At 46.5% G+C, this 20,496-nt stretch carries 22 protein-coding genes; 11 read left to right on the top strand and 11 right to left on the bottom strand.

Annotated elements, in window-relative coordinates; all coding sequences use genetic code 11:
- Positions 1-12: 12 nt before the first annotated feature.
- Entirely contained in the window at positions 13-807 is a 795-nt protein-coding gene (locus VP97_RS03855) for a threonine/serine exporter family protein (protein ID WP_050180361.1), read from the bottom strand.
- 59 nt (positions 808-866) lie between these two features.
- On the bottom strand, positions 867-1,481 hold the full coding sequence (locus VP97_RS03850) for an acetate uptake transporter (protein WP_050180360.1): 615 nt from the start codon (positions 1,479-1,481) through the stop codon (positions 867-869).
- A 197-nt stretch (positions 1,482-1,678) separates the two neighbouring features.
- Here VP97_RS03850 and VP97_RS03845 point away from each other — a divergent pair, with 197 nt between their 5' ends.
- Positions 1,679-2,584, top strand: a complete 906-nt coding sequence (locus tag VP97_RS03845; RefSeq protein WP_050180451.1) for an AEC family transporter — start codon at positions 1,679-1,681, stop codon at positions 2,582-2,584.
- Positions 2,585-2,841: 257 nt separating this feature from the next.
- Here the strand turns inward: VP97_RS03845 and VP97_RS03840 are convergent, their stop codons facing one another.
- From VP97_RS03840 to VP97_RS03825, 5 genes are all read right to left on the bottom strand, one after another.
- Entirely contained in the window at positions 2,842-3,414 is a 573-nt protein-coding gene (locus tag VP97_RS03840) for a metallophosphoesterase family protein (protein WP_050180359.1), read from the bottom strand.
- A gap of 237 nt (positions 3,415-3,651) precedes the next feature.
- Entirely contained in the window at positions 3,652-3,783 is a 132-nt protein-coding gene (locus tag VP97_RS24690; protein WP_281175073.1) for a hypothetical protein, read from the bottom strand.
- A gap of 1,015 nt (positions 3,784-4,798) precedes the next feature.
- Positions 4,799-5,497 carry a DsbA family oxidoreductase gene (locus VP97_RS03835; protein ID WP_245629828.1) on the bottom strand — a complete coding sequence of 233 codons (699 nt, stop codon included), beginning with the start codon at positions 5,495-5,497 and terminating at the stop codon, positions 4,799-4,801.
- An 81-nt stretch (positions 5,498-5,578) separates the two neighbouring features.
- The gene (locus VP97_RS03830) at positions 5,579-6,607 is read right to left on the bottom strand and encodes a PQQ-dependent sugar dehydrogenase (RefSeq protein ID WP_050180357.1); all 1,029 of its coding nucleotides are present in this window, start codon (positions 6,605-6,607) and stop codon (positions 5,579-5,581) included.
- Positions 6,608-6,611: 4 nt separating this feature from the next.
- On the bottom strand, positions 6,612-7,121 hold the full coding sequence (locus VP97_RS03825) for a dihydrofolate reductase family protein (RefSeq protein ID WP_050180356.1): 510 nt from the start codon (positions 7,119-7,121) through the stop codon (positions 6,612-6,614).
- Positions 7,122-7,168: 47 nt separating this feature from the next.
- Between VP97_RS03825 and VP97_RS03820 the strand changes: the two genes are divergently transcribed.
- The 5 genes from VP97_RS03820 to VP97_RS03800 all read left to right on the top strand — a co-directional run bounded on the left by VP97_RS03820 (position 7,169) and on the right by VP97_RS03800 (position 10,219).
- Entirely contained in the window at positions 7,169-7,726 is a 558-nt protein-coding gene (locus tag VP97_RS03820; protein WP_050180355.1) for a hypothetical protein, read from the top strand.
- A 121-nt stretch (positions 7,727-7,847) separates the two neighbouring features.
- On the top strand, positions 7,848-8,582 hold the full coding sequence (locus tag VP97_RS03815; protein ID WP_050180354.1) for an ABC transporter ATP-binding protein: 735 nt from the start codon (positions 7,848-7,850) through the stop codon (positions 8,580-8,582).
- Positions 8,579-9,322 carry an ABC transporter permease gene (locus tag VP97_RS03810; protein ID WP_050180353.1) on the top strand — a complete coding sequence of 248 codons (744 nt, stop codon included), beginning with the start codon at positions 8,579-8,581 and terminating at the stop codon, positions 9,320-9,322. Before VP97_RS03815 ends, VP97_RS03810 begins: the two co-directional genes overlap by 4 nt.
- Positions 9,323-9,356: 34 nt before the next feature.
- The gene (locus VP97_RS03805; RefSeq protein WP_050180352.1) at positions 9,357-9,815 is read left to right on the top strand and encodes a LytTR family DNA-binding domain-containing protein; all 459 of its coding nucleotides are present in this window, start codon (positions 9,357-9,359) and stop codon (positions 9,813-9,815) included.
- Positions 9,812-10,219 carry a DUF3021 domain-containing protein gene (locus VP97_RS03800; protein ID WP_050180351.1) on the top strand — a complete coding sequence of 136 codons (408 nt, stop codon included), beginning with the start codon at positions 9,812-9,814 and terminating at the stop codon, positions 10,217-10,219. The genes VP97_RS03805 and VP97_RS03800 overlap by 4 nt, the downstream gene beginning before the upstream one ends.
- A gap of 30 nt (positions 10,220-10,249) precedes the next feature.
- Here VP97_RS03800 and VP97_RS03795 read toward each other — a convergent pair whose 3' ends face one another.
- The 3 genes from VP97_RS03795 to VP97_RS03785 all read right to left on the bottom strand — a co-directional run bounded on the left by VP97_RS03795 (position 10,250) and on the right by VP97_RS03785 (position 12,391).
- Positions 10,250-11,056 (bottom strand): YihY/virulence factor BrkB family protein, encoded by an 807-nt coding sequence (locus tag VP97_RS03795; RefSeq protein WP_050180350.1) that lies wholly within the window; start codon positions 11,054-11,056, stop codon positions 10,250-10,252.
- 209 nt (positions 11,057-11,265) lie between these two features.
- The gene (gene pduL, locus VP97_RS03790) at positions 11,266-11,850 is read right to left on the bottom strand and encodes a phosphate propanoyltransferase (protein ID WP_082220217.1); all 585 of its coding nucleotides are present in this window, start codon (positions 11,848-11,850) and stop codon (positions 11,266-11,268) included.
- 85 nt (positions 11,851-11,935) lie between these two features.
- Positions 11,936-12,391: a GNAT family N-acetyltransferase gene (locus tag VP97_RS03785; RefSeq protein ID WP_050180349.1), complete on the bottom strand. Its 456-nt coding sequence runs from the start codon at positions 12,389-12,391 to the stop codon at positions 11,936-11,938.
- Between the two features lie 252 nt (positions 12,392-12,643).
- On the opposite strand from VP97_RS03785, the gene VP97_RS03780 reads away from it, so the two are divergent.
- From VP97_RS03780 to VP97_RS03760, 5 genes are all read left to right on the top strand, one after another.
- Complete coding sequence (locus tag VP97_RS03780; RefSeq protein WP_050180348.1) at positions 12,644-14,038, top strand: cytochrome ubiquinol oxidase subunit I; 1,395 nt, start codon at positions 12,644-12,646, stop codon at positions 14,036-14,038.
- Positions 14,038-15,048 (top strand): cytochrome d ubiquinol oxidase subunit II, encoded by a 1,011-nt coding sequence (cydB, locus tag VP97_RS03775; protein ID WP_050180347.1) that lies wholly within the window; start codon positions 14,038-14,040, stop codon positions 15,046-15,048. The genes VP97_RS03780 and cydB overlap by 1 nt, the downstream gene beginning before the upstream one ends.
- Entirely contained in the window at positions 15,048-16,766 is a 1,719-nt protein-coding gene (gene cydD / locus VP97_RS03770; protein WP_050180346.1) for a thiol reductant ABC exporter subunit CydD, read from the top strand. Before cydB ends, cydD begins: the two co-directional genes overlap by 1 nt.
- Positions 16,732-18,423, top strand: coding sequence for a thiol reductant ABC exporter subunit CydC (gene cydC / locus VP97_RS03765; protein ID WP_050180345.1), 1,692 nt, complete (start codon positions 16,732-16,734; stop codon positions 18,421-18,423). The genes cydD and cydC overlap by 35 nt, the downstream gene beginning before the upstream one ends.
- Before the next feature lie 121 nt (positions 18,424-18,544).
- Positions 18,545-19,495, top strand: a complete 951-nt coding sequence (locus VP97_RS03760) for a bile acid:sodium symporter family protein (RefSeq protein ID WP_050180344.1) — start codon at positions 18,545-18,547, stop codon at positions 19,493-19,495.
- Between the two features lie 279 nt (positions 19,496-19,774).
- Here the strand turns inward: VP97_RS03760 and VP97_RS03755 are convergent, their stop codons facing one another.
- Complete coding sequence (locus tag VP97_RS03755; RefSeq protein WP_050180343.1) at positions 19,775-20,485, bottom strand: DNA alkylation repair protein; 711 nt, start codon at positions 20,483-20,485, stop codon at positions 19,775-19,777.
- Between the last annotated feature and the right edge of the window lie 11 nt (positions 20,486-20,496).

Here is a 20,496-nt window from a genome sequence, read left to right as displayed (position 1 = left end):
CCTGCTTCCTCCTTAAATAAACGTCATCACAACCGCGATCCCGGTCCCGATTGCAAGTGCTGTTAATAAAGCTTCTGCCCCTTTTGCCAGACCGGAAAGAAAATGGCCGGCCATCAAATCACGGACCGCATTTGTGATTAACAGACCGGGAACAAGTGGAATCAAGGTTCCCACAATAATTCGGTCGAGGTCACTTCCGAATCCGAGCCGGAACAAAACATATGCAGCTGCACCGCCAGCGAGAGCCGCGATAAATTCGGAGAAAAACATCGTTGGGACAAGGTCAGCTACTTTTAGGAGAAGAAAATAAGCAAGTGCTCCCGACAGCATGGCGGGAAATACGTTATCCCACGACCCTTTCAGTAAAATAACAAAACAGCCGCTCGTTGAAGCCGCCGCCGCCACCTGCATAAAAAATGAAAAAAACATCGGTGCTCTTTGAATCGATTTTAATTCCTTATACGCTTCGGAAACGGTCAGTTCTCCTGCGCTGATCCGCCGGGAAACAGCATTTACTGCACTTACTTTATATAAATCCGTCGTGCGGCTCGAGATTCTCATTAGCTTTGTTTTGGTCGGCTCGTCTGTTTCAATTGAAAACATAATACCAGTTGGTGTCACAAAGCTGTGCGAATCCTCAATACCGTACGACAGGGCGATCCGCACCATTGTGTCTTCTACCCGGTATGTTTCGGCTCCGCTTTCTAACATAATTTTTCCTGCCAGCAGGCTGACGTCCATAATGTCATATTGTTTTTCAAGCAAGGCGTCCAGCCGAATCACCCCAATCGTTATCGATGCCCCCATTATAGCCCTTTCACTTCATAAAAAAAAGCCCGCCGGCCAAATCGCCGACGGAGCATCCTTTACCCTTTTTTAATGATGCCAAACGGCTTGCCAATCGGAAGAAATTCGCGTCCGAAGTGTGTGTTCAGCACAGCTGCACCTGCTCCGTAAAACGAAAACAGTGAAATAAGCAGCTCTGAGTACGCTGCAAGCTGATGCGCCGCATGCTCCATGATGCCAAATGAGCTAAGGGACAGCCCGATAAATAAGAAATCAATTAAAAAGAAAATGATAAACAGCACTTTATTTGTTTCAAGAGCGCCAATGGTCATAAATACAGTAAAAATAAGATAACCGATAAAAGCAAAACCAAGCTGATGCATATCTGCATTTTCCTGCAGAATCTGGCCAAATACACCGAGATTCATCAGCCATGACAAGCTGACGCCCATCCAGAACAGTCCGTATGCTGCAAAAGCAGAGGCGCCAAATGTGTTATTGTGCTTTGTATCTAAAATAGATGCGTAAAATTGCGCAATGCCGCCTAAAAATATTGCCCATGGAATCACTAAAGACAATCCATCTGTCCAGCCCAGCTTCTGGGATGAAGCCACAAGCGTAACAATGGCTAGTCCGAACAAGCCGATTGCTGACGGATCAGCTGTGACAATTTTTACTTGTTTTGTTTCGTTCATATTTTCCTCCAACATATATTTTAACCGACTGGTCGGTTTTTTCAGATCGTTTTTCTCTTTCTCTGAAAAACAACATCTTGTATTGTACACGAAACCTCCCCGTTCGCCTATAGCAAAGAACGAAATTCCGCCTGTTTTCGCCAAAAAGTTTTGGTATGATAAAGAAAGAGTTGAAATGGGACGGAGATGACCTTGTTTTGGAATTATTGATGATTGTGCTGCCGGCATTCCTGATTTTTTTAACCGGCTACCTCGGCCAAAAATGGATTGGATTTGAGATCAGGTCTATTTCGATGGCTGCACTGTATTTAATGTCGCCTTTTCTTGCGTTTCGAACGTTTTATGCCAACGAGCTAACAATAGAATATGTGTACATTACCGTTTTCTGTCTCGCTTTGTCACTGGTCCTCATTATTGTTGTGCTGATTACCGGCTTTTTCATGAAAGCAGATCGCACCAAAATGGCGGCTATGGTGTTAGGCGGTGTTTTTATGAACAGCGGTAATTACGGGGCGCCGGTTGTCCTGTTCGCTTTTGGAGCCGTAGGATTTGAATACGCGGTTATTATTATGGTTTTTCAAGCATTCCTAATGAATACGATCGGCTTGTTTGCGGCTTCTCTCGGTGGGGAAGAAGAAACGACCTTAAAGCAGTCGCTTCAGCGGGTCGTGCGAATGCCTGTTTTGCACGGGGCCCTTCTCGGCGTTTTGCTTCAGCTGCTGCATGTTTCAATCCCGCCATCGTTTATGGATGCGATCAGCCTTGTGGCAGATGCTTCGATTCCAACCGTGATGATTGTGCTGGGCATGCAGCTGGCAGTCATTGCGACAAAGCGGGTCGAATACAAATATGTGCACGCAGTTTCTGTAATCCGCATGATTGTATCACCGCTTCTCGCCGTTGTCATCGTTTCTTTTATACCGGTTAATGATTTATTAAAAGATGTTATGATTTTGCTGGCGGCCATGCCGGCAGCGGCAAATACAACGATGTTTGCGATTCAGTTTGGGACCGAACCGGATCTCGTATCGTTCACCACATTGATTACAACGCTTTTAAGTATCTTAAGTATTCCGCTTGTCCTGTTTTGCCTTGGAATGTAGAATAGCGGACATATCTTTCGTGTTCCGAAAGAGCACAGCATGTCTGGTAAGAACGCAGCTCAACACCCATTTCACAGCGAAGTGGGTGTTATTTTATTTTTTCTGTTTTACAGATGCCATTTCTCTGTAGACTCGATACTCAGCCCAAAGCCGGCAAAACAATGAACCTGTAATCCTTTGTTGAACACATGGAAAAGCATAAATAGCCATTAAAAAAGCAAAAAACACGACAACCCGCTTGTCGCGCTTTTTACTTATCAAGCTTTCATAAAGGTGACAGTCCTTGCAGACGAATCATACAACACCCATTCACGTGCCCCCGAGACAGCTCCAGCATTAATGCCATATCTTTTTTTCTTGAGCAAAATTGGCTCGCCATATGAAAAAGGCAGTGGACGACCTTTTCGATAAAGACCGGCTATATGGCTGTGGCCAAAAAAGACGAGCGGCGGATCAGTTTTGGGCAAAACGGGCAGCCAGCCTTTTGTCCATTTCCACTGATGCCCATGTATTACCACAGCACCGTCGATCAATAATTTTTCTGGCAAATGAGCAAAGTCATTTCTCCCTGTCACAAGCATGATCCGTTCTTCTTGATTTCCCCGGACAGAAGGAAAAGTCAGGAGCGGCGCAAACTTTTTCGGCATATGCGCTGCTCTTTTTATAGAAATATCTCTTGTTATTTTAGCCTTCCGCTTTCCGACATGGCATTCATACAAGTCTCCGAGACCAATAATTTGGGCATCCGATGCACAGCACTTAATCTGCTGGAGCACCGCTTTTGTATCTTCCACACTGGAATGAAGGTCACCTAAGAGCGCATATTTCATGCTCTATCTTCCTTTCCAAACGAGTTTAACATTGCCAGCCTTCTTTTCTGCACACTAAAGAAGTGATATCGTACACATATTTATTATCGGCAGCGGGACCGGTAGATTAATAGCTGCTGCACTTTGAGCTAGAACCAGCTATGAAGCAACACGGCTGGAAGCATCTTCGGGCGGCTTGCATGAACGTATGCTGCACCTGTTTGTCAGGCAGATGCCCGTCTGATTCGCTCGATGAAATTATAATTCTTCATTTTCCTCGTCAGACGATGATGTATTACCGTAATCGTATGCAGCGCCTTGCGCCCATGTGCAGATATTCCGCACATGCCCCCAGCCGTATTCGTTCTTTTTACCAAGAATTATGGACAATATCAGCTTCCACTCGCCGGCTGATCGACAGCATGCAGACAACAGCTCAACATGATACTGTTGATGATTGAATCAGTATAACCGGATTTTCGTCAAATCATCCTCAGCATGGAAACCGGCGGGCGGACGGTATGCAGAGGGCTTTCTCCCGGACTATGGAGCGCGCTGTTTAGCTCCCTTTCTCATTGTCCAGGTTTGAGAAGCTTATGGCTGTACAGGAATCGATTTTCCCGGGCGGAGATACAACTGGAGCCGCCAGCGAGCGGTTTTTATGCACCCGTTCAATCGGCCCCGGATTGTTTTACCTTTAATCCTTCCGTTATAGGAAAAGCCAAAGCTGTTGACAGCTTTGGCTCACAGTGTTGAAAAATAGAGTCGTCAAGAGGATCGTCCGTTTTTGGGCTGAAATCATCTTTTTGTGATAGCCAGAAGCACGCTGTTTTCTTTGAGAAGCAGTGTCAGGGGCTGCGGTCTGCCGGTTCCGCTTTCCTATGGGGCGAACGCTGAACCAGCGCCACTGCGTGCCGCCTGTTTCACCCTGTCCGCTCGTCCCATGGGAGTCTCCACCGGCTGCCCTCCGCCCGTTGTTTTCTTAAAAAGCGAGCATAAAAAGCATGTTTTTCGTTTCTCATCCGTAAAACAAAATCAATCGGGTTTTATCGGCTGATTTCTCCTCCCCACCCGAGCGGCAGGAGCGGGGCGCAGACTTCTGCGGGACTGGCGGGCATAAGATCGGGCTTTGCTGCGCAGCGACAAAGACGAGCGAACCCGCTGCCCCGCGGATTCCGCCTCTTCTATGCCTAGGCCAAGCACGGTGGCCCATACTGCTAGAGACCTAAACGTTCACAAATATGTTGGATGTAATCTAGAAAAGATAGAGTCAGTCTCTTATTTCAACAGAATGAGCCAAAGCTGTTGACAGCTTTGGCTCTTTATCCAGGAGCGTAACCCTTTCAGCTTATAAACCGGGGTGAATCAACGCTTTTTATGTTCTGCTGTATCCCTTTACATTCAATTAATCTTCACTTTCAACGTCCTTACAGTCATCGTCCTGACACCATTCGGTTTTTCCTGCTGTTACTTCTTCATCTGCCGCTACCTGATCCAGTACCTGCTTAAATGCTTCAACTGATTGGGCACCGGAAACCGCGTACTTGTCATTGAAAATAAAAAACGGAACCCCTTCAATACCAATATCACGCGCTTCTTCCTGGTCGGCATGAACACGGTCACTGTACTTGCCGCTTTGCAGTACATTCTTTGCTTCCGACCTGTCAAGACCGGCTTCTTCTGCCCACCCGGCCAGCAAATCTGCGTCTGCAATATGCTCAGATTCAGTAAAGTACGCCCTTAATACCCGCTCTGTAAACTCATTCATTTTCCCTTTTTCTTTTGCAAAATGAGACAGGCGGTGTGCATCATGCGTATTCGCTAAAACAATCGTATCCATGTTATAAACGAGTCCGGCTTCCCTTGCCTGCTCAGTCATTCGGTCATTCATTGCTTTTGCGTTTTCAACTGTCATGCCATACTTTTTTGCCAGTGCACTGTGCACACTGTCCTCTGACTTGACCGGTGCATTCGGATCAAGCTCGTAGCTGCGAAACTCTATCTCTACCTTGCCATCAAAATGTGCCGCTGCTTCTTCAAACCGGCGCTTGCCAATGTAACAAAACGGACAAGCAAAGTCCGACCAGATTTCTACTTTCATCATTCTCCACTCCTTTTCTTTAGAGTAGGAGGAAAAAAGGGAAGTCGCAACTATTCTGCCTGTTTAGAAAACACGGCCTCTGTTTTATTCCGCTATCCGATAAAGCTTATCGTCACCTGCAGCTGGATTTCCACGACCATCTGTATTGTTCGTCACAAAGTACAGCTGCTCCCCGTCAGAAAAAACATCCCGAATACGGCCATAGCCATCGACTTTTTGGGAAACCTCTCCTGTTTGGGGATCAATTTCCAGTACAGCTTCACCGCGGAGTGATGCTGTATACAGTGCTCCCTTATGCCAGGTCATTCCGGAAGGCGCCCATGTGTTATCCGGACCGGACGCGGCAAGCGGCGCTTCAAGCCCCTCTGCTTTTTCTGTTCCTTCAATGTCCGGCCAGCCATAATTTTTCCCTCTTTCAACCCGGTTGATTTCATCATTTGCCGATTGCCCGTGTTCCGATGCATACATGGTCCCGTCTGCGGCCCAGGCGATTCCCTGAGGATTGCGGTGTCCCATACTATAGATCTCAGCTTTATCTGATTCGTTAATCCGAACAATCTTCCCGTTCCAGGACTCCGGATCCTGAGCGGTCTCTGGATTAGATGCATCCCCAATTGTCGCATAAAGAGCACCGTCCGGACCCCTTTCAAGCCGGCCGCCATGATGAAAGCTGCCGGACGGAATTTCGTCCAAAATCGTCTTTACCTCGTGCCAGTCCGACTCTTCTTGTTTAAGCCTGACAATCCGGTTATACGGCTTTCCTTCTTTATCATACGTGTAATAAGCATAAGCTTCCTTCGATTCTGTAAAATCCGGCGCCAGCACAAAGCCGAGCAGGCCCGCTTCCGAAGCGTCCGACAGCGGTGATGTCAGTTCAACTGGCTGATGCTCAACCTGGCCATTTTCCACTCTGGCAATTGTACCACTCCGCTCAGATATGTAAAAAATACCTTCACTTTGCTCAATCGACCATGGCGTGTCCAAATTTTCCGCTTCTGCCGCCAGCTCCCTGGATTCCGGCTGCCTGGACTGATCTGACTCTTCCGCTCTCTCCGGTTCCTGCATACCGCATCCTGCTACAAACAGCATTCCTGCCAGCCACTTTTTCTTCATCCTGTCAGTCCTTTCTTTTGTAGTGAATCGATACGATATCCCCTATCTTTTCTGCATCTACAAGCGAGAGGGACGCTTCTGTGCCCGGTGGAAACAGCGGGATGCCGCCGCCCAGCACTTTTGGTATGACAGCAATAAACAGCTCATCAAGCAAGCGGTGATTCAAACACTCCTGCACCACTTGTCCGCCTCCAACGATCCAGACGGTCCCTTCTGCTTTTTCCAGCACAGTCGGCAGCGCTTCGTCAGTAAAGGTAACCTGGTCTGTTTTTCCTTTCATCGTCCGTGACAAAACAAAGCATTTCTTGCCGGCATACGGAAAATCATCTGTCAGCTCGAGGACTTTTTCATAGGTGCCACGGCCCATCAGGAGCGTGTCAACGGTTTCATAAAAAGACAGGTAGCCATTATCGGACCCGTCTCCTTCTACATCATCAAGCCAGTCAACGTTTCCGTCCTTTCCCGCAATAAAACCATCAAGGCTTGCGGCAATATACAATACACTTTTGCGCATTTTATTGTTCTCTCCTTTATAATAAAAATCAAAAAGGGGATATATTGATGATTACCTCTCTTCACGAACGTGAGCTGCGAGCCGTTCTCGATGGCTTTGTTGATTATATCGAGGAACAGGCGGACCCTGACCGTCTTGAACGGCTCCACCACACATGGATTCCGCTTCTCAGTACATACGTTACACATGATGCGGTTGAATCAGTGCTGGATGAATGGCATGCGATGATCGAAAACCCTTTCTTATGGATTCATTATATCGAAGAACAGCTGGCACTCACAGCAAAACCCATTATCCAAAACACATTGGAAAAGTGGAAAAAGCCGTTTGTATTTGCAGGCCACCAGCTTTCAGACGAGTTATACGCGTGCTGGAGCGATGGAAGAAAGCGGAGGACTGCCTCTGCATGTTCTGCTGCGCATATCATTGGACTCGCTCTGCCAATGGAAGAAAACGCCGTGCTGCTCCTTCATTATTTCAACACAGACGAAGCGTTTGAAGGGTTGCTTGAAGCTGCTTTTTCCAAAACCACGAATATGACGCGACAGCGTTATTTAAATGACCACTATTTAACCTGTTTGTCTCTGCAAAGCGATAACTCCTAATACACGTTACGTCCATCATTTAACCAGTGACCGCTTTTTTTGTGCATGTGGCCGAGATAAGAAAGCCGTCCATCCCATTTTTTCCTATACTGGGTGTATCAAGAAAAACGGAGGAAAACAAATGACGATTGTTCAAGTTCAGAATCTTCATAAGTCCTACGGAAGCCATCATGTATTGAGGGGAATTGACTTTAAAGCGAATGCCGGGGAAATTATTGGCGTAATCGGCAAAAACGGTGCCGGAAAATCAACCTTTCTCGAAGTGATAATGACCGTAAAATCGTTTGATGAAGGAGACGTACAATTATTTGGCCAGTCCATACAGGAAGCATCCGGCCTACAGCTTAAAGCGCTTCGGCAGCGCATTTCCGCTATTCTTCAGCCGACTCAATTTTATAAATCACTGAAGGTCGAAGAGCTGCTTCACTTGTTTCGGGCCTACTACCAATCTGATGTAAAGGTCGAGCAGCTGATCGCTGACTTCAGCCTTGCTTCTCACCGTAAAACGTACTTTGATAAGCTGTCCGGCGGCTGGAAGCAAAAAGTGAGCCTCGCTATCGCCTTTTTAGCAAAGCCGAAGCTGCTCATTTTAGACGAACCTACAACCGGTCTCGATCCGCATATGCGTCAAATGCTCTGGTCTTATATTCAGCATTACAATCAAAAAACAGGGGGAACGGTTATTTTAACGACTCACTCAATGGACGAGATAGAGCGGTTCTGCGATAAAGTAATGCTCATTGAGAAAGGACGCGTCAAGCAGTTTGATACGGTTGTCCGGCTGCTTGCTTCCGGATATGCGTCCATGAATGACTATTATCTTCAAAATGTCCCACACGAGGAGGACGCCTCATGATTGCAGTTCAGCTAAAGTATGACCTGCTTATGTTTTCCCGGGAAATTTTTTATGTTGTCTTTTCCCTTCTCGTCCCGCCAGCCACATACATTTTTTTAGGCCAGCTTTTTTCGGATAGTACGTATCCCGGTCTTTCGTATGCGGATATGGCTACCCCCTCATTTGTGCTGTTGATTGCTTTCTCCGTTGTATTTTTCGCTTTTGGCTTTGACCAGGTGGCGAACCGGGCAGAAGGTGTGGAAAAACGAATATTGCTTTCACCTGTATCAGCGGAAATACTCTTGTTGTCCGGTATTTTAAAATCGATTATTATTACAAGCTTTGGTTTTGTGCTCATTCACGGAATCGGATTTTGGCTGTATGACCTGTCACTTCGTCCAGTACAGCTTTTGACCGCATACGGGTTATTTCTTGTATTCAATACCGTTTTAATGACCGTCGCTTCCGCCATTTACTCTTTTTTCACAAAAATGAAAAGCGCACTTGTTTTTTCAATTATTATTTTTCAAATCGTGCTGGTAACGGCTGACTTTTCATTTCCTGTTAATCAAATGCCGGAATTTGTACAGACAGCAGCACAGCTTAATCCGATGTATCATATGAATCACCTGTTTATCGATGTGTGGAACAACCAGCTTATCTGGAACAGCGGCACGTGGATATCTATTTCCTACCTCATTGTTCTTGTTTTCATTGCTTGTGTGATTCTTTTTCTCCAGCCGAAAAAAAGTGTAAAATAAGGAAATAAGATTTCATTCGGCAGGGGGCTGGTGTATGAAAATATCACTGGATATCGACAGCGAATATGAACAAACAAAAGTGACCATTCACTGTAAGGAGCTTGATGAAAATGTGCAGGAAATCGTGTCTTTTTTAAAAGGACGGGAAAATGAGTTTCTTGTTGGCAGAAATGGAGATATGCAGCACATTTTAAAACCATCAGCTATTCATTACTTTCATACAGAAGAAGAATCGGTTATCGCGGTAACTGCGGAAGGCTCTTTTAAGTTAAAAGAAAAGCTGTACGAGCTTGAACGTATGCTGCCTGGTTCACGGTTTGTACGGCTGTCAAAGTCGGTCATTGCAAACCTGCATGAATTGAGCCGCTTTGAAGCGTCATTTAATGGCACTCTTTGCGTTTATTTTAAATCAGGCGCTAAAGAATACGTGTCCCGTCATTACGTCAGTCAGATAAAAGAAGCGCTTAATGTAACCAGGGGGAAAAGAGCATGAAGCGGTTTGCTGTTCAAAGTGTCATCGGGCTGTTTTTCGGAGCTTTTATTATGGTCCTTATCACGTGCGTTACTGTGTGGAGCGGCCAGGAAACGATCCAGGGCGGCGCTTTTGTAAAAGATGCAGCAGGGTATGTGTTTTGCGGCTGGCTGTTTGCTGTGACGCCGCTTTTTTTTGAAATTCAGTCTCTTCGGCTGTTTCAGCAGACTGCACTGCACTTTTTCACTGCCATCTGTCCGTACCTGATTCTGGCAACTATCATCGGCTGGGTTCCTGCTAATTTGCAAAGTCTCCTTTTATCTGCTTCGGTGTTCCTGCTGATTTACGTGTTTATCTGGACTGGTTTTTACCTTTACTTCAAGAGAGAAGCACAAAGAATCAACCAAAAACTCAATCAGCTATAAAAAAGAAGGGCTTCCACAAGCCCTTCTTTTTTATGGGTGCTTCTGTCCTTTTTCAGCGTTTAAAAGCCCGCCAATCAAAATTACGACCGCTGTTAAGTAGAACCAGAGCACCAGCACAATAATTCCGGACAGCTGCCCGTACAGGCGTGTGTAGCTGACAGCCGCTGCATAACTTCCGAACAAGGAAGACACCACCTGCCAGCCAATTGCCGCAAACAGAGCACCTGGCAGCACAAATGGAACTGTTAATCGGTCGTTTGGAACGATTTTATAAAAAGCGATAAAAAAAGCAAATAAAAACAGGGTACCGATCCCCCACTGAGCAGCTGGCCAAATATCCAGCAGGCCCGATATGTGTTCAAGCGTATCGGATTGAGAGACGAGCCAGCGCAGCACTTTCTCAAGTAAAGGAATCACAACTGACAGCGGCACCATCACCATGAAGATTAAAGTAACCCCAAAGTCGCGCAGCAGGCCCTGCCAAAAAGGAAGGTCTCGTTCAATCCGAAAGGCGTCGTTCAGTGACCGGCCCAGCGACTGCACCGCCATGGAAGACAGCCAGAACGTTGACAATAAGCTGAGTGACAGGACCTGCCCTTTTTCCGCAGACAGAACCGCTGCCACATTTTCTTCAATTAAAGCGAATGACTCTCCCGGTGCATATGGACGGGCAAAATCCAGGATTGCCTGCTGATCCATTGGAAAAAAACTAATGAATGAAAGCATAAAGATAATAAATGGAATTGCAGACAGAAGCAAGTAGTAAGCTGTTTGAGCCGCCTGGTCGTAAAAGCGCTCGGCGAAAAAGCGGCTCATGATTCTTTGAGCTGTATTCATAGGTTCACCTCCTTTTTATTTTTCCCTTTTCCTCGAAATCGTAAGCTGATTGTACGATATATACACAGCAGTTCATCTGTTTTCAATAATCCTCTTCCAAAGAAGACACTCTACTATTGTAAGATCTGTTCGTGCAAAAGTGATTTACCCTCTGTCTTTGGATAAAAAAAGAACAATCCCCTGGAGGATTGTCCTTTTCCCATCTACATTTATGCCCAGATATCGCCTTTAGCACCCTGGGAGATAAAACCTGCATTCGCTTCGTCTGTATCGATATGCATTTCAAGCGCATAGCTGTCAGATACACGAATCACAACGTTGCGGAATGCGATTGGACGATCACCGCCCACTTCCACTGTAACGATTTGTCCGTTTTCTACGTTGTATTTTTCTGCATCAGCTTTTGTCATATGAACGTGTGCCTGTGCAATGATCAAGCCTTCTTCAAGCTCCACTGTACCTTTAGGACCTGTGATTGTCACAGCTTCAGAACCTTTAATATCGCCTGATTCACGAAGCGGAGGACGTACGCCAAGCTTCATTGCATCTGTCCAGCTTACTTCTACCTGTGTAGCCGGGCGGCATGGTCCAAGAACACGAACGCGGGCAATTTCACTTTTCTTGCCGGCAATCGTAACGGTTTCTTCTGCCGCAAATTGACCTGGCTGTGACAAGTCCGCGCGCTTTGTGAGCTCGTGGCCTTCTCCGAATAAAATTTCAAGGTGTTCCTGTGACAAGTGAATGTGGCGGGCAGAAACCGCTACAGGGATTGTTCCATGGTTTGTTAATGACATCTATCTTCCAGCCTTTCTGATCTTCAAAATTTTACACAGCCCTTATTCTACACTATTTTCTTGTGAAAATACGAGCAATAAATGCTCACTGATGTTTTTTTTCAAAAAGCACCAGCTCTACACCAGGCTCCAGCAGCAATGTGTCCAATTCTTCAAATCCAAATTTCTTATACAAATTGCAGGCGGGCTCGTTTTTCGCACCGGTTGTAACACGAATGGTCCTCCCTTCTGATTCCTCCTGCAGAAAATATGTAAGGAGCTTTGAAGCAATCCCTTCATGAAAGTGTCCCGGATGAACAACCAGCCGTTGAATAAGGGCACATTCATCTTCGTCTTTATAAGAAAGAAAGCCGCACAGCTCCCCTTCTGTTAAAAAACCGATAAAGATCTCGTTACTGCTTTTAATCATCTCTACCGTTTCATTTAAATGCGGAATACCGTCATATCCAATTAATGACGCTTCCACCTTATAAGCAGGTATTTGCAGTGCTAGAATTTCTGCTGCTGTTGTTTCTTCCCCATGGTGCAGCCGTTCAATCATCCCCCTAAACCCCTTTCACCGTTCTTTTATCCCTGATTATACACGCTTTTCCCTTTCATTTCAGAATTTACTCTCTTTTTATAATGTAAAAAATGATTTGTGAAAAATGTCACAAATCATTCAAATTCTTCGCCGAAATCCTATATCTTTTGAAGACAAAAGAGCGTAAATTATAAAGCAGATAGAATTTGTGAATAAATTCACAATATAATATATTACCACTGTGTAAATAGGAGAAAGGGGATTTACGGGATGGATGAACTATTTTTAGCCCGGCTTCAGTTCGGGTCCACCACCATTTTTCACTTTTTATTTGTGCCGCTTTCCATCGGCCTTGTGTTTTTAGTCGCGTTATTTGAGACACACTACGTTTTAAAAGGTGACGAACGCTACAAAAAACTGGCGAAGTTCTGGGGGCATTTGTTTTTAATTAACTTTGCAGTTGGTGTTGTAACAGGCATCATTCAAGAGTTTCAATTTGGCATGAACTGGTCCGAGTATTCACGGTTTGTCGGAGATGTATTTGGTGCCCCGCTTGCGATTGAAGCATTGCTTGCTTTTTTTATGGAATCAACATTTATTGGTTTATGGATTTTTGGCTGGGACCGCCTGTCCAAAAAAGTGCACCTTGCCTGCATCTGGCTCGTGTCACTGGGCACAATGATGTCTGCTCTTTGGATTTTAGCTGCTAACTCGTTTATGCAGGAGCCGGTCGGCTTTGCGATCAAAAACGGCCGGGCGGAAATGAATGACTTCTTTGCCCTGTTAACCAATCCGCAGCTCGCAGTAGAATTTCCGCACGTAATTTTTGGTGCGCTTGCCACAGGTGCTTTTTTCATTGGAGGCATCAGTGCTTATAAAATCATTAAAGGCCATGAAGTCGACTTGTTTAAACGGTCCTTTAACCTTGCCATGACGGTTGCCCTGATCTCGGGTCTTGCGATTGCATTCAGCGGTCATGCGCAGGCAAAGCATTTAATGGAATCACAGCCGATGAAAATGGCGGCCAGTGAAGCGCTCTGGGAAGACAGCGGTGATCCGGCTTCATGGACAGCATTTGCATTTATTGATTCAAAAAATCAAGAAAACTCATTTGAAATTAATATTCCATTTGCGCTCAGCTACCTGGCGTATGAAAAATTCCAGGGAGACGTGCCGGGGATGAAAACCCTGCAGGCGGAATATGAAGCAAAATATGGTGAAGGCAACTATATCCCGCCGGTAAAAACAACCTTCTGGAGCTTCCGGATTATGGTGGGTGCCGGCATGGTGATGATTCTTGCATCGGTGTTAGGTCTTTATTTCAGCTATCGGGAAACATTGACACAGAAAAAATGGTTCCTGCGCGGCATGGTGGCGCTTATTTCGTTTCCGTTTATCGCAAACTCCGCCGGCTGGATTATGACGGAAATTGGCCGTCAGCCATGGACGGTGTTTGGCCTGATGACAACATCTGCTTCTGTTTCACCAAACGTTAGTGCCCAGAGCCTGCTTCTGTCCCTTATTGCTTTTTCTCTTGCTTATACAATTTTAGCGATTGTGCTCGTTTACTTGTTTGTACGCGAAATTAAAAAAGGCGTTGAGCATCACGAAGCTGCGCCTGTAAAAGAAACAATTGATCCGTTTGACCAGGAGGTGTACTTGTAATGGGCTTGAATGAGCTATGGTTTTTATTGATCGCGGTCCTCTTTATCGGCTTCTTTTTTCTTGAAGGATTCGATTTCGGTGTCGGCATGTCGACGCGCTTTCTGGCGAAAAACGACCTGGAGCGCCGTATTATGATTAATACAATCGGCCCGTTCTGGGACGCAAATGAAGTGTGGCTTTTAACAGGCGGCGGTGCTATTTTTGCCGCTTTCCCTCACTGGTATGCGACGATGTTCAGCGGCTACTATGTTCCATTTGTCTTCGTTCTGCTTGCGTTGATCGGCCGCGGCGTGGCGTTTGAATTCCGCGGGAAAGTCCACAGCGAAAAGTGGACCAAAACATGGGATTACGTTGTGTTTTTCGGCAGCATCCTGCCGCCATTCCTGTTCGGTGTTCTGTTCACAAGCATCCTTCGCGGCATGCCCATTGATGCGGACATGAACATGTATGCAGGCTTTAGCGACTTCGTGAATATCTACTCTGTAACAGGCGGGGTTACGGTGACGATTCTTTGCTTCCTGCATGGCTTATCCTTTTTAACATTGAAAACGGTCGGTGACCTGCAAAACCGTGCCCGCTCACTTGCGAAACGAGTAGTCTGGCTGGCGGTCGCCGCGCTCGCCCTGTTTGTTGGATTGTCTTATGTCTACACAGATGTTTTTACGGTTCGGGCAGCTGTAACCATCCCGATGATTGTTGCGATTGTACTGGCTTACGTGCTGGCAGCCGTATTCCTCATGATAAAACGGGACGGCCTTGCTTTTGTTTCAAGCGGCGCCGGTATCGTGTTAACGGTTGCGCTCATTTTCGCTTCGCTGTTCCCACGGGTCATGATCAGTTCTCTTTCTGCCGCTTATGATCTAACGGTTTATAATGCGGCATCCGGCCCTTACTCGCTTAAAGTCATGACGATCGTGGCAGTGTCACTGCTTCCGTTTGTCATTGGCTATCAAGTGTGGAGCTATTATGTGTTCCGGAAACGAGTCGACGGCAAGGATTTGACGTACTGATGGGAAGAGATCTATTTCGCTATAAAGGTGTAGTTCCGGTGCTTGCCGGACTCACCTTTTTCACTATTATCCAGGCAGTACTGATCATTCTTCAGGCAAAATGGCTTGCAGGCGCCCTTACCCGGCTTTTCAACGGTGAAACGCCAAATGCGGTATTTCCGATGATGATGCTGTTTTTCGGTGCGCTGGCCGGCCGTTACTTTACCAGCTTTTTAAAACAAAAAATTGTTGAGCACTATTCGGAAAAAACGAGCACGGCACTTCGCCGCGATGTGCTTTCAAAACTGTTTGCACTCGGCCCCCGCTATTCAAAACAGGAAGGAACCGGGCGGCTTGTTACATTGATTATAGAAGGAACAAACCAGTTCCGTACGTATTTGAATTTGTTTCTGCCAAAAATGATGAACATGATGATTCTTCCCCTGGCGATCTGGCTGTTTGTTCTGTGGACCGATCGAACATCCGGCATCGTTTTGGCTATCACACTCCCTGTTTTACTCGTTTTCATGGTGCTATTAGGACTTGCCGCCCGGAAAAAAGCAGACAGCCAGTGGGAGGGCTATCAGCGGCTCGCCGGCCACTTCACAGACTCGCTTCGGGGCTTAGAAACATTAACGTTTTTAGGGCGCGCGCGCTCACATCGCAAACAGATCGAGCATGTAAGCGAGCAGTACCGGAAATCAACGATGAGCACCTTAAAAGTGGCGTTTCTTTCTTCTTTTGCGCTCGACTTTTTCGCAATGCTGTCTGTCGCAACCGTTGCGGTGTTTCTCGGCCTCGGGCTTGTAGATGGAAAAATGACACTTTTGCCGGCGCTCACTGTACTCATTTTGGCGCCTGAATATTTTCTTCCGGTTCGGGAGCTTGGCACCGATTATCACGCCACGTTAAACGGACAGGAAGCCGGCCGCGCCATGCAGGACATTTTGGATGCGTCCGCTTATACAGAGGCCGCTGATTTTTCTCTTTCATCGTGGTCAGATCGGGATGAGCTGACGCTGTCAGGAGTAAGTGCTGCTTCCCTGCAAAACATCTCCCTTTCCATTAAAGGACGGGCAAAAGTCGGCATTATCGGAGCAAGCGGTGCCGGTAAATCCACTTTAATCGACGTACTGGGCGGTTTTTTAGGAGCTGACGCTGGAACCATTTCGGTGAACGGACAGACTGTTTCCCATCTTCAGCAGCCGGCCTGGCAGAACCAGCTGACTTATATTCCGCAGCACCCGTATATTTTCAGCGGAACGCTGGCGGATAATATCCGCTTTTACGAGCCCGATGCATCAGACGAAGAAGTCATGCAAGCAGCCCAAAAAGCGGGTCTGTCTTCGCTTGAGGAGCTGATGCACACAGCGATCGGTGAAGGCGGACGCCGTCTGAGCGGCGGGCAGATGCAGCGCGTGGCAGCGGCCCGGGCTTATCTCAGCAATCGGCCGGTTGTACTGCTTGATGAACCGACGGCGCATCTGGATATCGAAACCGAAGCGGCTTTAAAAGAAACGATGCTGCCTCTTTTCGATCAAAAGCTCGTACTGCTCGCTACGCACCGGCTTCACTGGATGCGGGAAATGGACTGGATTATCGTAATGGAACGAGGACAAATTGCTGAAACAGGAACACATGAAGAGTTAATGAAGAAAAACGGCGTGTACGCCTCCCTCGTACAAGCCGCACGAGGTGATACACATGGGATGGCTGATTCCTTATCTGAAAGAACATAAACGATTGCTCATCCTGGTCGTCCTGCTTGGCGGACTGACTATTTTTGCAGCCAGTGCGCTGCTGTTTGTATCCGGCTATCTGATTTCAAAAGCCGCCGCGCGTCCCGAAAACCTGCTGATGATTTACGTACCGATCGTATTGGTACGCACATTTGGCATTATGCGGTCCGTTTCTCGTTATGTAGAGCGGCTGGTGAGCCATAGCTTTATTTTAAAAATCGTATCCCGCATGCGCGTCCGGCTGTATGAAGCACTCCGCCCGCAAATGGCCCGTTTCAAAACAGGTGACGCACTCGGCCTGTTTGCGGATGATATTGAGCATTTGCAGGATGTTTATATTAAACTGATTTTTCCATGGCTGAGCTCTCTGCTTTTATATATGGCTGCGGTTGTGGCGCTTGGCTTTTTCTCCGTTCCGTTTGCCCTTGTGATGGCGCTGTATTTCTTCATTTTTACTGTGCTCGTTCCGCTTGTTTCCCTGCTGGTGATGAAAGCAAAGCAGGCGAAGCAGAAAGAACAGCGTGCTGCGCAGTATGGCCGGTTAACCGATGCGGTAATGGGTATGGGCGACTGGCTGTTCAGCGGACGCCAGCAAGCGTTTGTGGATGACTTTGAGCGTGCTGAACAAAAATGGACGGAGCTTGAATCGGCGAAACAAACCTTTGCCCGCGGCCGCGACTTCGGTCTGCAGCTGCTTGTCGGAGCGGCGGTTGTCACTATGATGGTATGGGCTGGCGGCCAAAGTGTTAACGGTGAAATGGCACCGATTTTAATTGCTGCTTTTACACTGGTGCTATTTCCAATTACGGAAGCTTTCCTTCCCCTTTCTTCTGCAGCACAGGAGTGGACCGGCTACGCCCAGTCTCTCAGCCGTCTTGAAAAAGTGGAAGAAGGAAAAACAGAGCCAAATGTGGTTCAGACGGTTTTCGTAAAAGGAGTGCCGGCACTTGCTTTTGAAGACGTATCTTTTTCCTACAGCGAAACAGAACCGGTACTAAAGCATTTTCAATTCTCTGTGCCGGCAGGGGAAAAGGTAGCGGTTCTCGGTCCGAGCGGCGCCGGGAAATCAACGATTATGCAGCTGGCAGAAGGGTTGATTTCTCCACAGGACGGAACAGTACTGGTGAACGGAAACAAACCGGATGAATACATTTCCCGGGAAATAGCCGTGCTGAACCAGCAGCCATACTTGTTTAACACAACGGTTATGAATAATATTCGGCTCGGCAGCCCACAGGCAACAGACGAAGAAGTCATCGAAGCGGCCAAACGGGTGCATATGCATGAATATATTGAATCTCTTCCAAATGGGTATGGAACGGTCATGCAGGAAACCGGAGCAAGATTCTCCGGCGGAGAGCGGCAGCGGATTGCCCTGGCTCGTATTCTGCTGCAGCAGACCCCTATCGTCATTCTCGATGAACCGACCATTGGATTGGACCCAATTACAGAACGGCAGCTCATTGATACGGTGTTTGAAGTGCTCGATGGAAAGACCATCATTTGGATTACCCACCACCTGGCAGGTATGGAAAAAATGGACCGCATTGTTTTCTTAGACGACGGACACATTCAAATGAATGGCACACACGAGGAGCTGCTTCAGCAGGAACGACGCTACAAACGGCTTTACGAGCTGGATATGGGCATGGGGTAAGAACAGTTTTTACGGCTGTTCTTTTTTTATTATGGAAAAATTAATTAACTTAAAAAATCAGAAAATACGACCTATTTCGACTTATTTTATGCTATTCTACTATAACGGAGGTGAATACGAATTGAATACGTTCGTAAAAGTTAGTCAATTTGCCGGCAAAACATTCGCTATTTGGGTGCTTGTGTTTGCGGCATTCGCATTTTTTCTTCCCGCACAGTTCACATGGATTGCGCCCTATATTTCTATTTTACTTGGTGTGATTATGTTCGGGATGGGGATGACCATTTCAGGAAAAGACTTTAAAGAAGTGGGCCGTCATCCTGTAAAAGTCATCGTCGGGGTTTTGGCCCAGTTTATTGTGATGCCAGCTTTGGCTTTTGCTCTTGCAAAAGGGCTTCGGCTCGAGCCGGAAATTGCAATTGGCGTTATTTTAGTTGGCTGCTGCCCGGGTGGTACTGCCTCTAACGTGATGACGTTTTTGGCAAAAGGAAATACCGCTCTATCCGTGGCCATTACATCAGTATCTACACTGCTGGCACCAATTTTAACGCCGGCGCTTATTTATCTTTTAGCAAGTGAGTGGCTAGAAGTATCCGCCGCGGATATGTTTATGTCAGTTGTAAAAGTTGTACTTATCCCTATTATTCTTGGTTTTATTATGCAGTTGTTCTTTAAAAAGCAGGTGGAAAAAAGCGTAGATATTTTGCCGCTCGTTTCCGTTGTAGCGATTGTACTGATCGTGGCTGCTGTCGTGTCAACAAGCAAAGAAAAAATCGTAGAATCCGGACTGCTTATTTTCGGTATTGTCATCTTACACAATGGTCTTGGTTATTTGCTTGGATACTTGGCAGGAAAACTTTTTAACATGCCTTATGAAGACCGAAAAGCAATGGCGATCGAAGTCGGCATGCAAAATTCCGGACTCGGCGCCGCTCTTGCAGCCGCTCATTTCAGTCCGCTTGCCGCTGTGCCAAGTGCCATTTTCAGCTTCTGGCACAATATTTCCGGCCCGCTTTTGGCCACTTACTGGGCAAGAAAAGCAGACCGGAAAGCGGACCGAAAAGCAGCATAAACCTATGACTTTCAAATGGATGCTGTGCCTTCCAATGAAAATAAGTCTCTCCTATGCGAGAGGCTTATTTTTGTTTATTTGAGCAAGCAATGCAGCAGTAAGCATTTCTCCAGCCAGATTTAATACCCCATATAAAAAACGCTCTGCACTAGTACTGGCAGGGGTCCAGTCTTTGCAAAGCGCTTTTTCATTCAGGTGTTCGATGACGTATAGAAATCTTACCATGAGCTTTTAAAAAAATCCTTTTCGCTGTCAAATTATCTTACAGAAAATCTCTATTTAACAAATACACGTTTTTCTCTTTTTACCGACTGCATTTCGCTCTTCTATTTTTTGAATGTAAGCTGTGGCAACCGGAACCTTGCAGGCCGTATCCCCAACATCGACGTTCACGCGACCTATGCATGCTGCCACTTCCTTCGCCCGCTCTGAAAGCGGCTTATAATAAGCACCAACACAAATGACAAAATTATTCATTACGTACCGAACGCGGTTTTGCTCCATATGAATGTTTTTTTCCACTTTGTTCAACAGCTTTCTGACTTCTTCCTTTTCTATCCCATCATCCGGGGTAATCGACAGGTAATTGCTGTAGGTGCTCCATCCTGCAACCGCAATCATTTCATCATCCGACTGCATCCACTCCCGCGCACATTCAAGAGCAAATGGAGATTCCGCCGCAACCTGCGCGACTGTGTACTCACTGATCATGTACCAATAAGCATCCCGTACCCATTCGTTCAGCCGTTCCTTTGTCATTTCTTTTGGCTTCGCAGTCAAACCTGCTAAATACATAGCATCGCTGTTGCCGGATGCGTACAGGTCATACACGAGCTGCTGATCCTTTTTTACTTCTTTGACAAAATGCTTTTTTAAATCGCCGACTTTAACACCGAAAAACGGCTCTTTTGCCCCGTGACGGGCAAACGTTTTTTTCGTTTGATCTGACCCAAGCTGCTCAAGCTTTTCCATTACTTCTTCATACGTCATGTTTAAGCCCC

Origin of the sequence: Domibacillus robiginosus (genome assembly GCF_000966195.1) — a bacterium.
Classification (GTDB): Bacteria; Bacillota; Bacilli; order Bacillales; family Domibacillaceae; genus Domibacillus; species Domibacillus robiginosus.
Note: the sequence above shows the minus strand (reverse complement) of the source record. Positions and strands in the feature narration are given on the sequence as shown.

Bases quoted from the DNA above. Each gene is read 5' to 3' on its own strand.
- VP97_RS03855 (WP_050180361.1), bottom strand. From the start codon at position 807: ATGGGGGCATCGATAACGATTGGGGTGATTCGGCTGGACGCCTTGCTT.
- cydC (WP_050180345.1), top strand. From the start codon at position 16,732: ATGGGATGGCTGATTCCTTATCTGAAAGAACATAAACGATTGCTCATC.
- VP97_RS03815 (WP_050180354.1), top strand. From the start codon at position 7,848: ATGACGATTGTTCAAGTTCAGAATCTTCATAAGTCCTACGGAAGCCAT.
- VP97_RS03755 (WP_050180343.1), bottom strand. From the start codon at position 20,485: ATGACGTATGAAGAAGTAATGGAAAAGCTTGAGCAGCTTGGGTCAGAT.
- VP97_RS03805 (WP_050180352.1), top strand. From the start codon at position 9,357: ATGAAAATATCACTGGATATCGACAGCGAATATGAACAAACAAAAGTG.
- pduL (WP_082220217.1), bottom strand. From the start codon at position 11,850: ATGTCATTAACAAACCATGGAACAATCCCTGTAGCGGTTTCTGCCCGC.
- cydB (WP_050180347.1), top strand. From the start codon at position 14,038: ATGGGCTTGAATGAGCTATGGTTTTTATTGATCGCGGTCCTCTTTATC.
- VP97_RS03780 (WP_050180348.1), top strand. From the start codon at position 12,644: ATGGATGAACTATTTTTAGCCCGGCTTCAGTTCGGGTCCACCACCATT.
- VP97_RS03820 (WP_050180355.1), top strand. From the start codon at position 7,169: ATGATTACCTCTCTTCACGAACGTGAGCTGCGAGCCGTTCTCGATGGC.
- VP97_RS03795 (WP_050180350.1), bottom strand. From the start codon at position 11,056: ATGAATACAGCTCAAAGAATCATGAGCCGCTTTTTCGCCGAGCGCTTT.
- VP97_RS03800 (WP_050180351.1), top strand. From the start codon at position 9,812: ATGAAGCGGTTTGCTGTTCAAAGTGTCATCGGGCTGTTTTTCGGAGCT.
- VP97_RS03810 (WP_050180353.1), top strand. From the start codon at position 8,579: ATGATTGCAGTTCAGCTAAAGTATGACCTGCTTATGTTTTCCCGGGAA.
- cydD (WP_050180346.1), top strand. From the start codon at position 15,048: ATGGGAAGAGATCTATTTCGCTATAAAGGTGTAGTTCCGGTGCTTGCC.
- VP97_RS03825 (WP_050180356.1), bottom strand. From the start codon at position 7,121: ATGCGCAAAAGTGTATTGTATATTGCCGCAAGCCTTGATGGTTTTATT.
- VP97_RS03835 (WP_245629828.1), bottom strand. From the start codon at position 5,497: ATGATGAAAGTAGAAATCTGGTCGGACTTTGCTTGTCCGTTTTGTTAC.
- VP97_RS03840 (WP_050180359.1), bottom strand. From the start codon at position 3,414: ATGAAATATGCGCTCTTAGGTGACCTTCATTCCAGTGTGGAAGATACA.
- VP97_RS03785 (WP_050180349.1), bottom strand. From the start codon at position 12,391: ATGATTGAACGGCTGCACCATGGGGAAGAAACAACAGCAGCAGAAATT.
- VP97_RS03830 (WP_050180357.1), bottom strand. From the start codon at position 6,607: ATGAAGAAAAAGTGGCTGGCAGGAATGCTGTTTGTAGCAGGATGCGGT.
- VP97_RS03850 (WP_050180360.1), bottom strand. From the start codon at position 1,481: ATGAACGAAACAAAACAAGTAAAAATTGTCACAGCTGATCCGTCAGCA.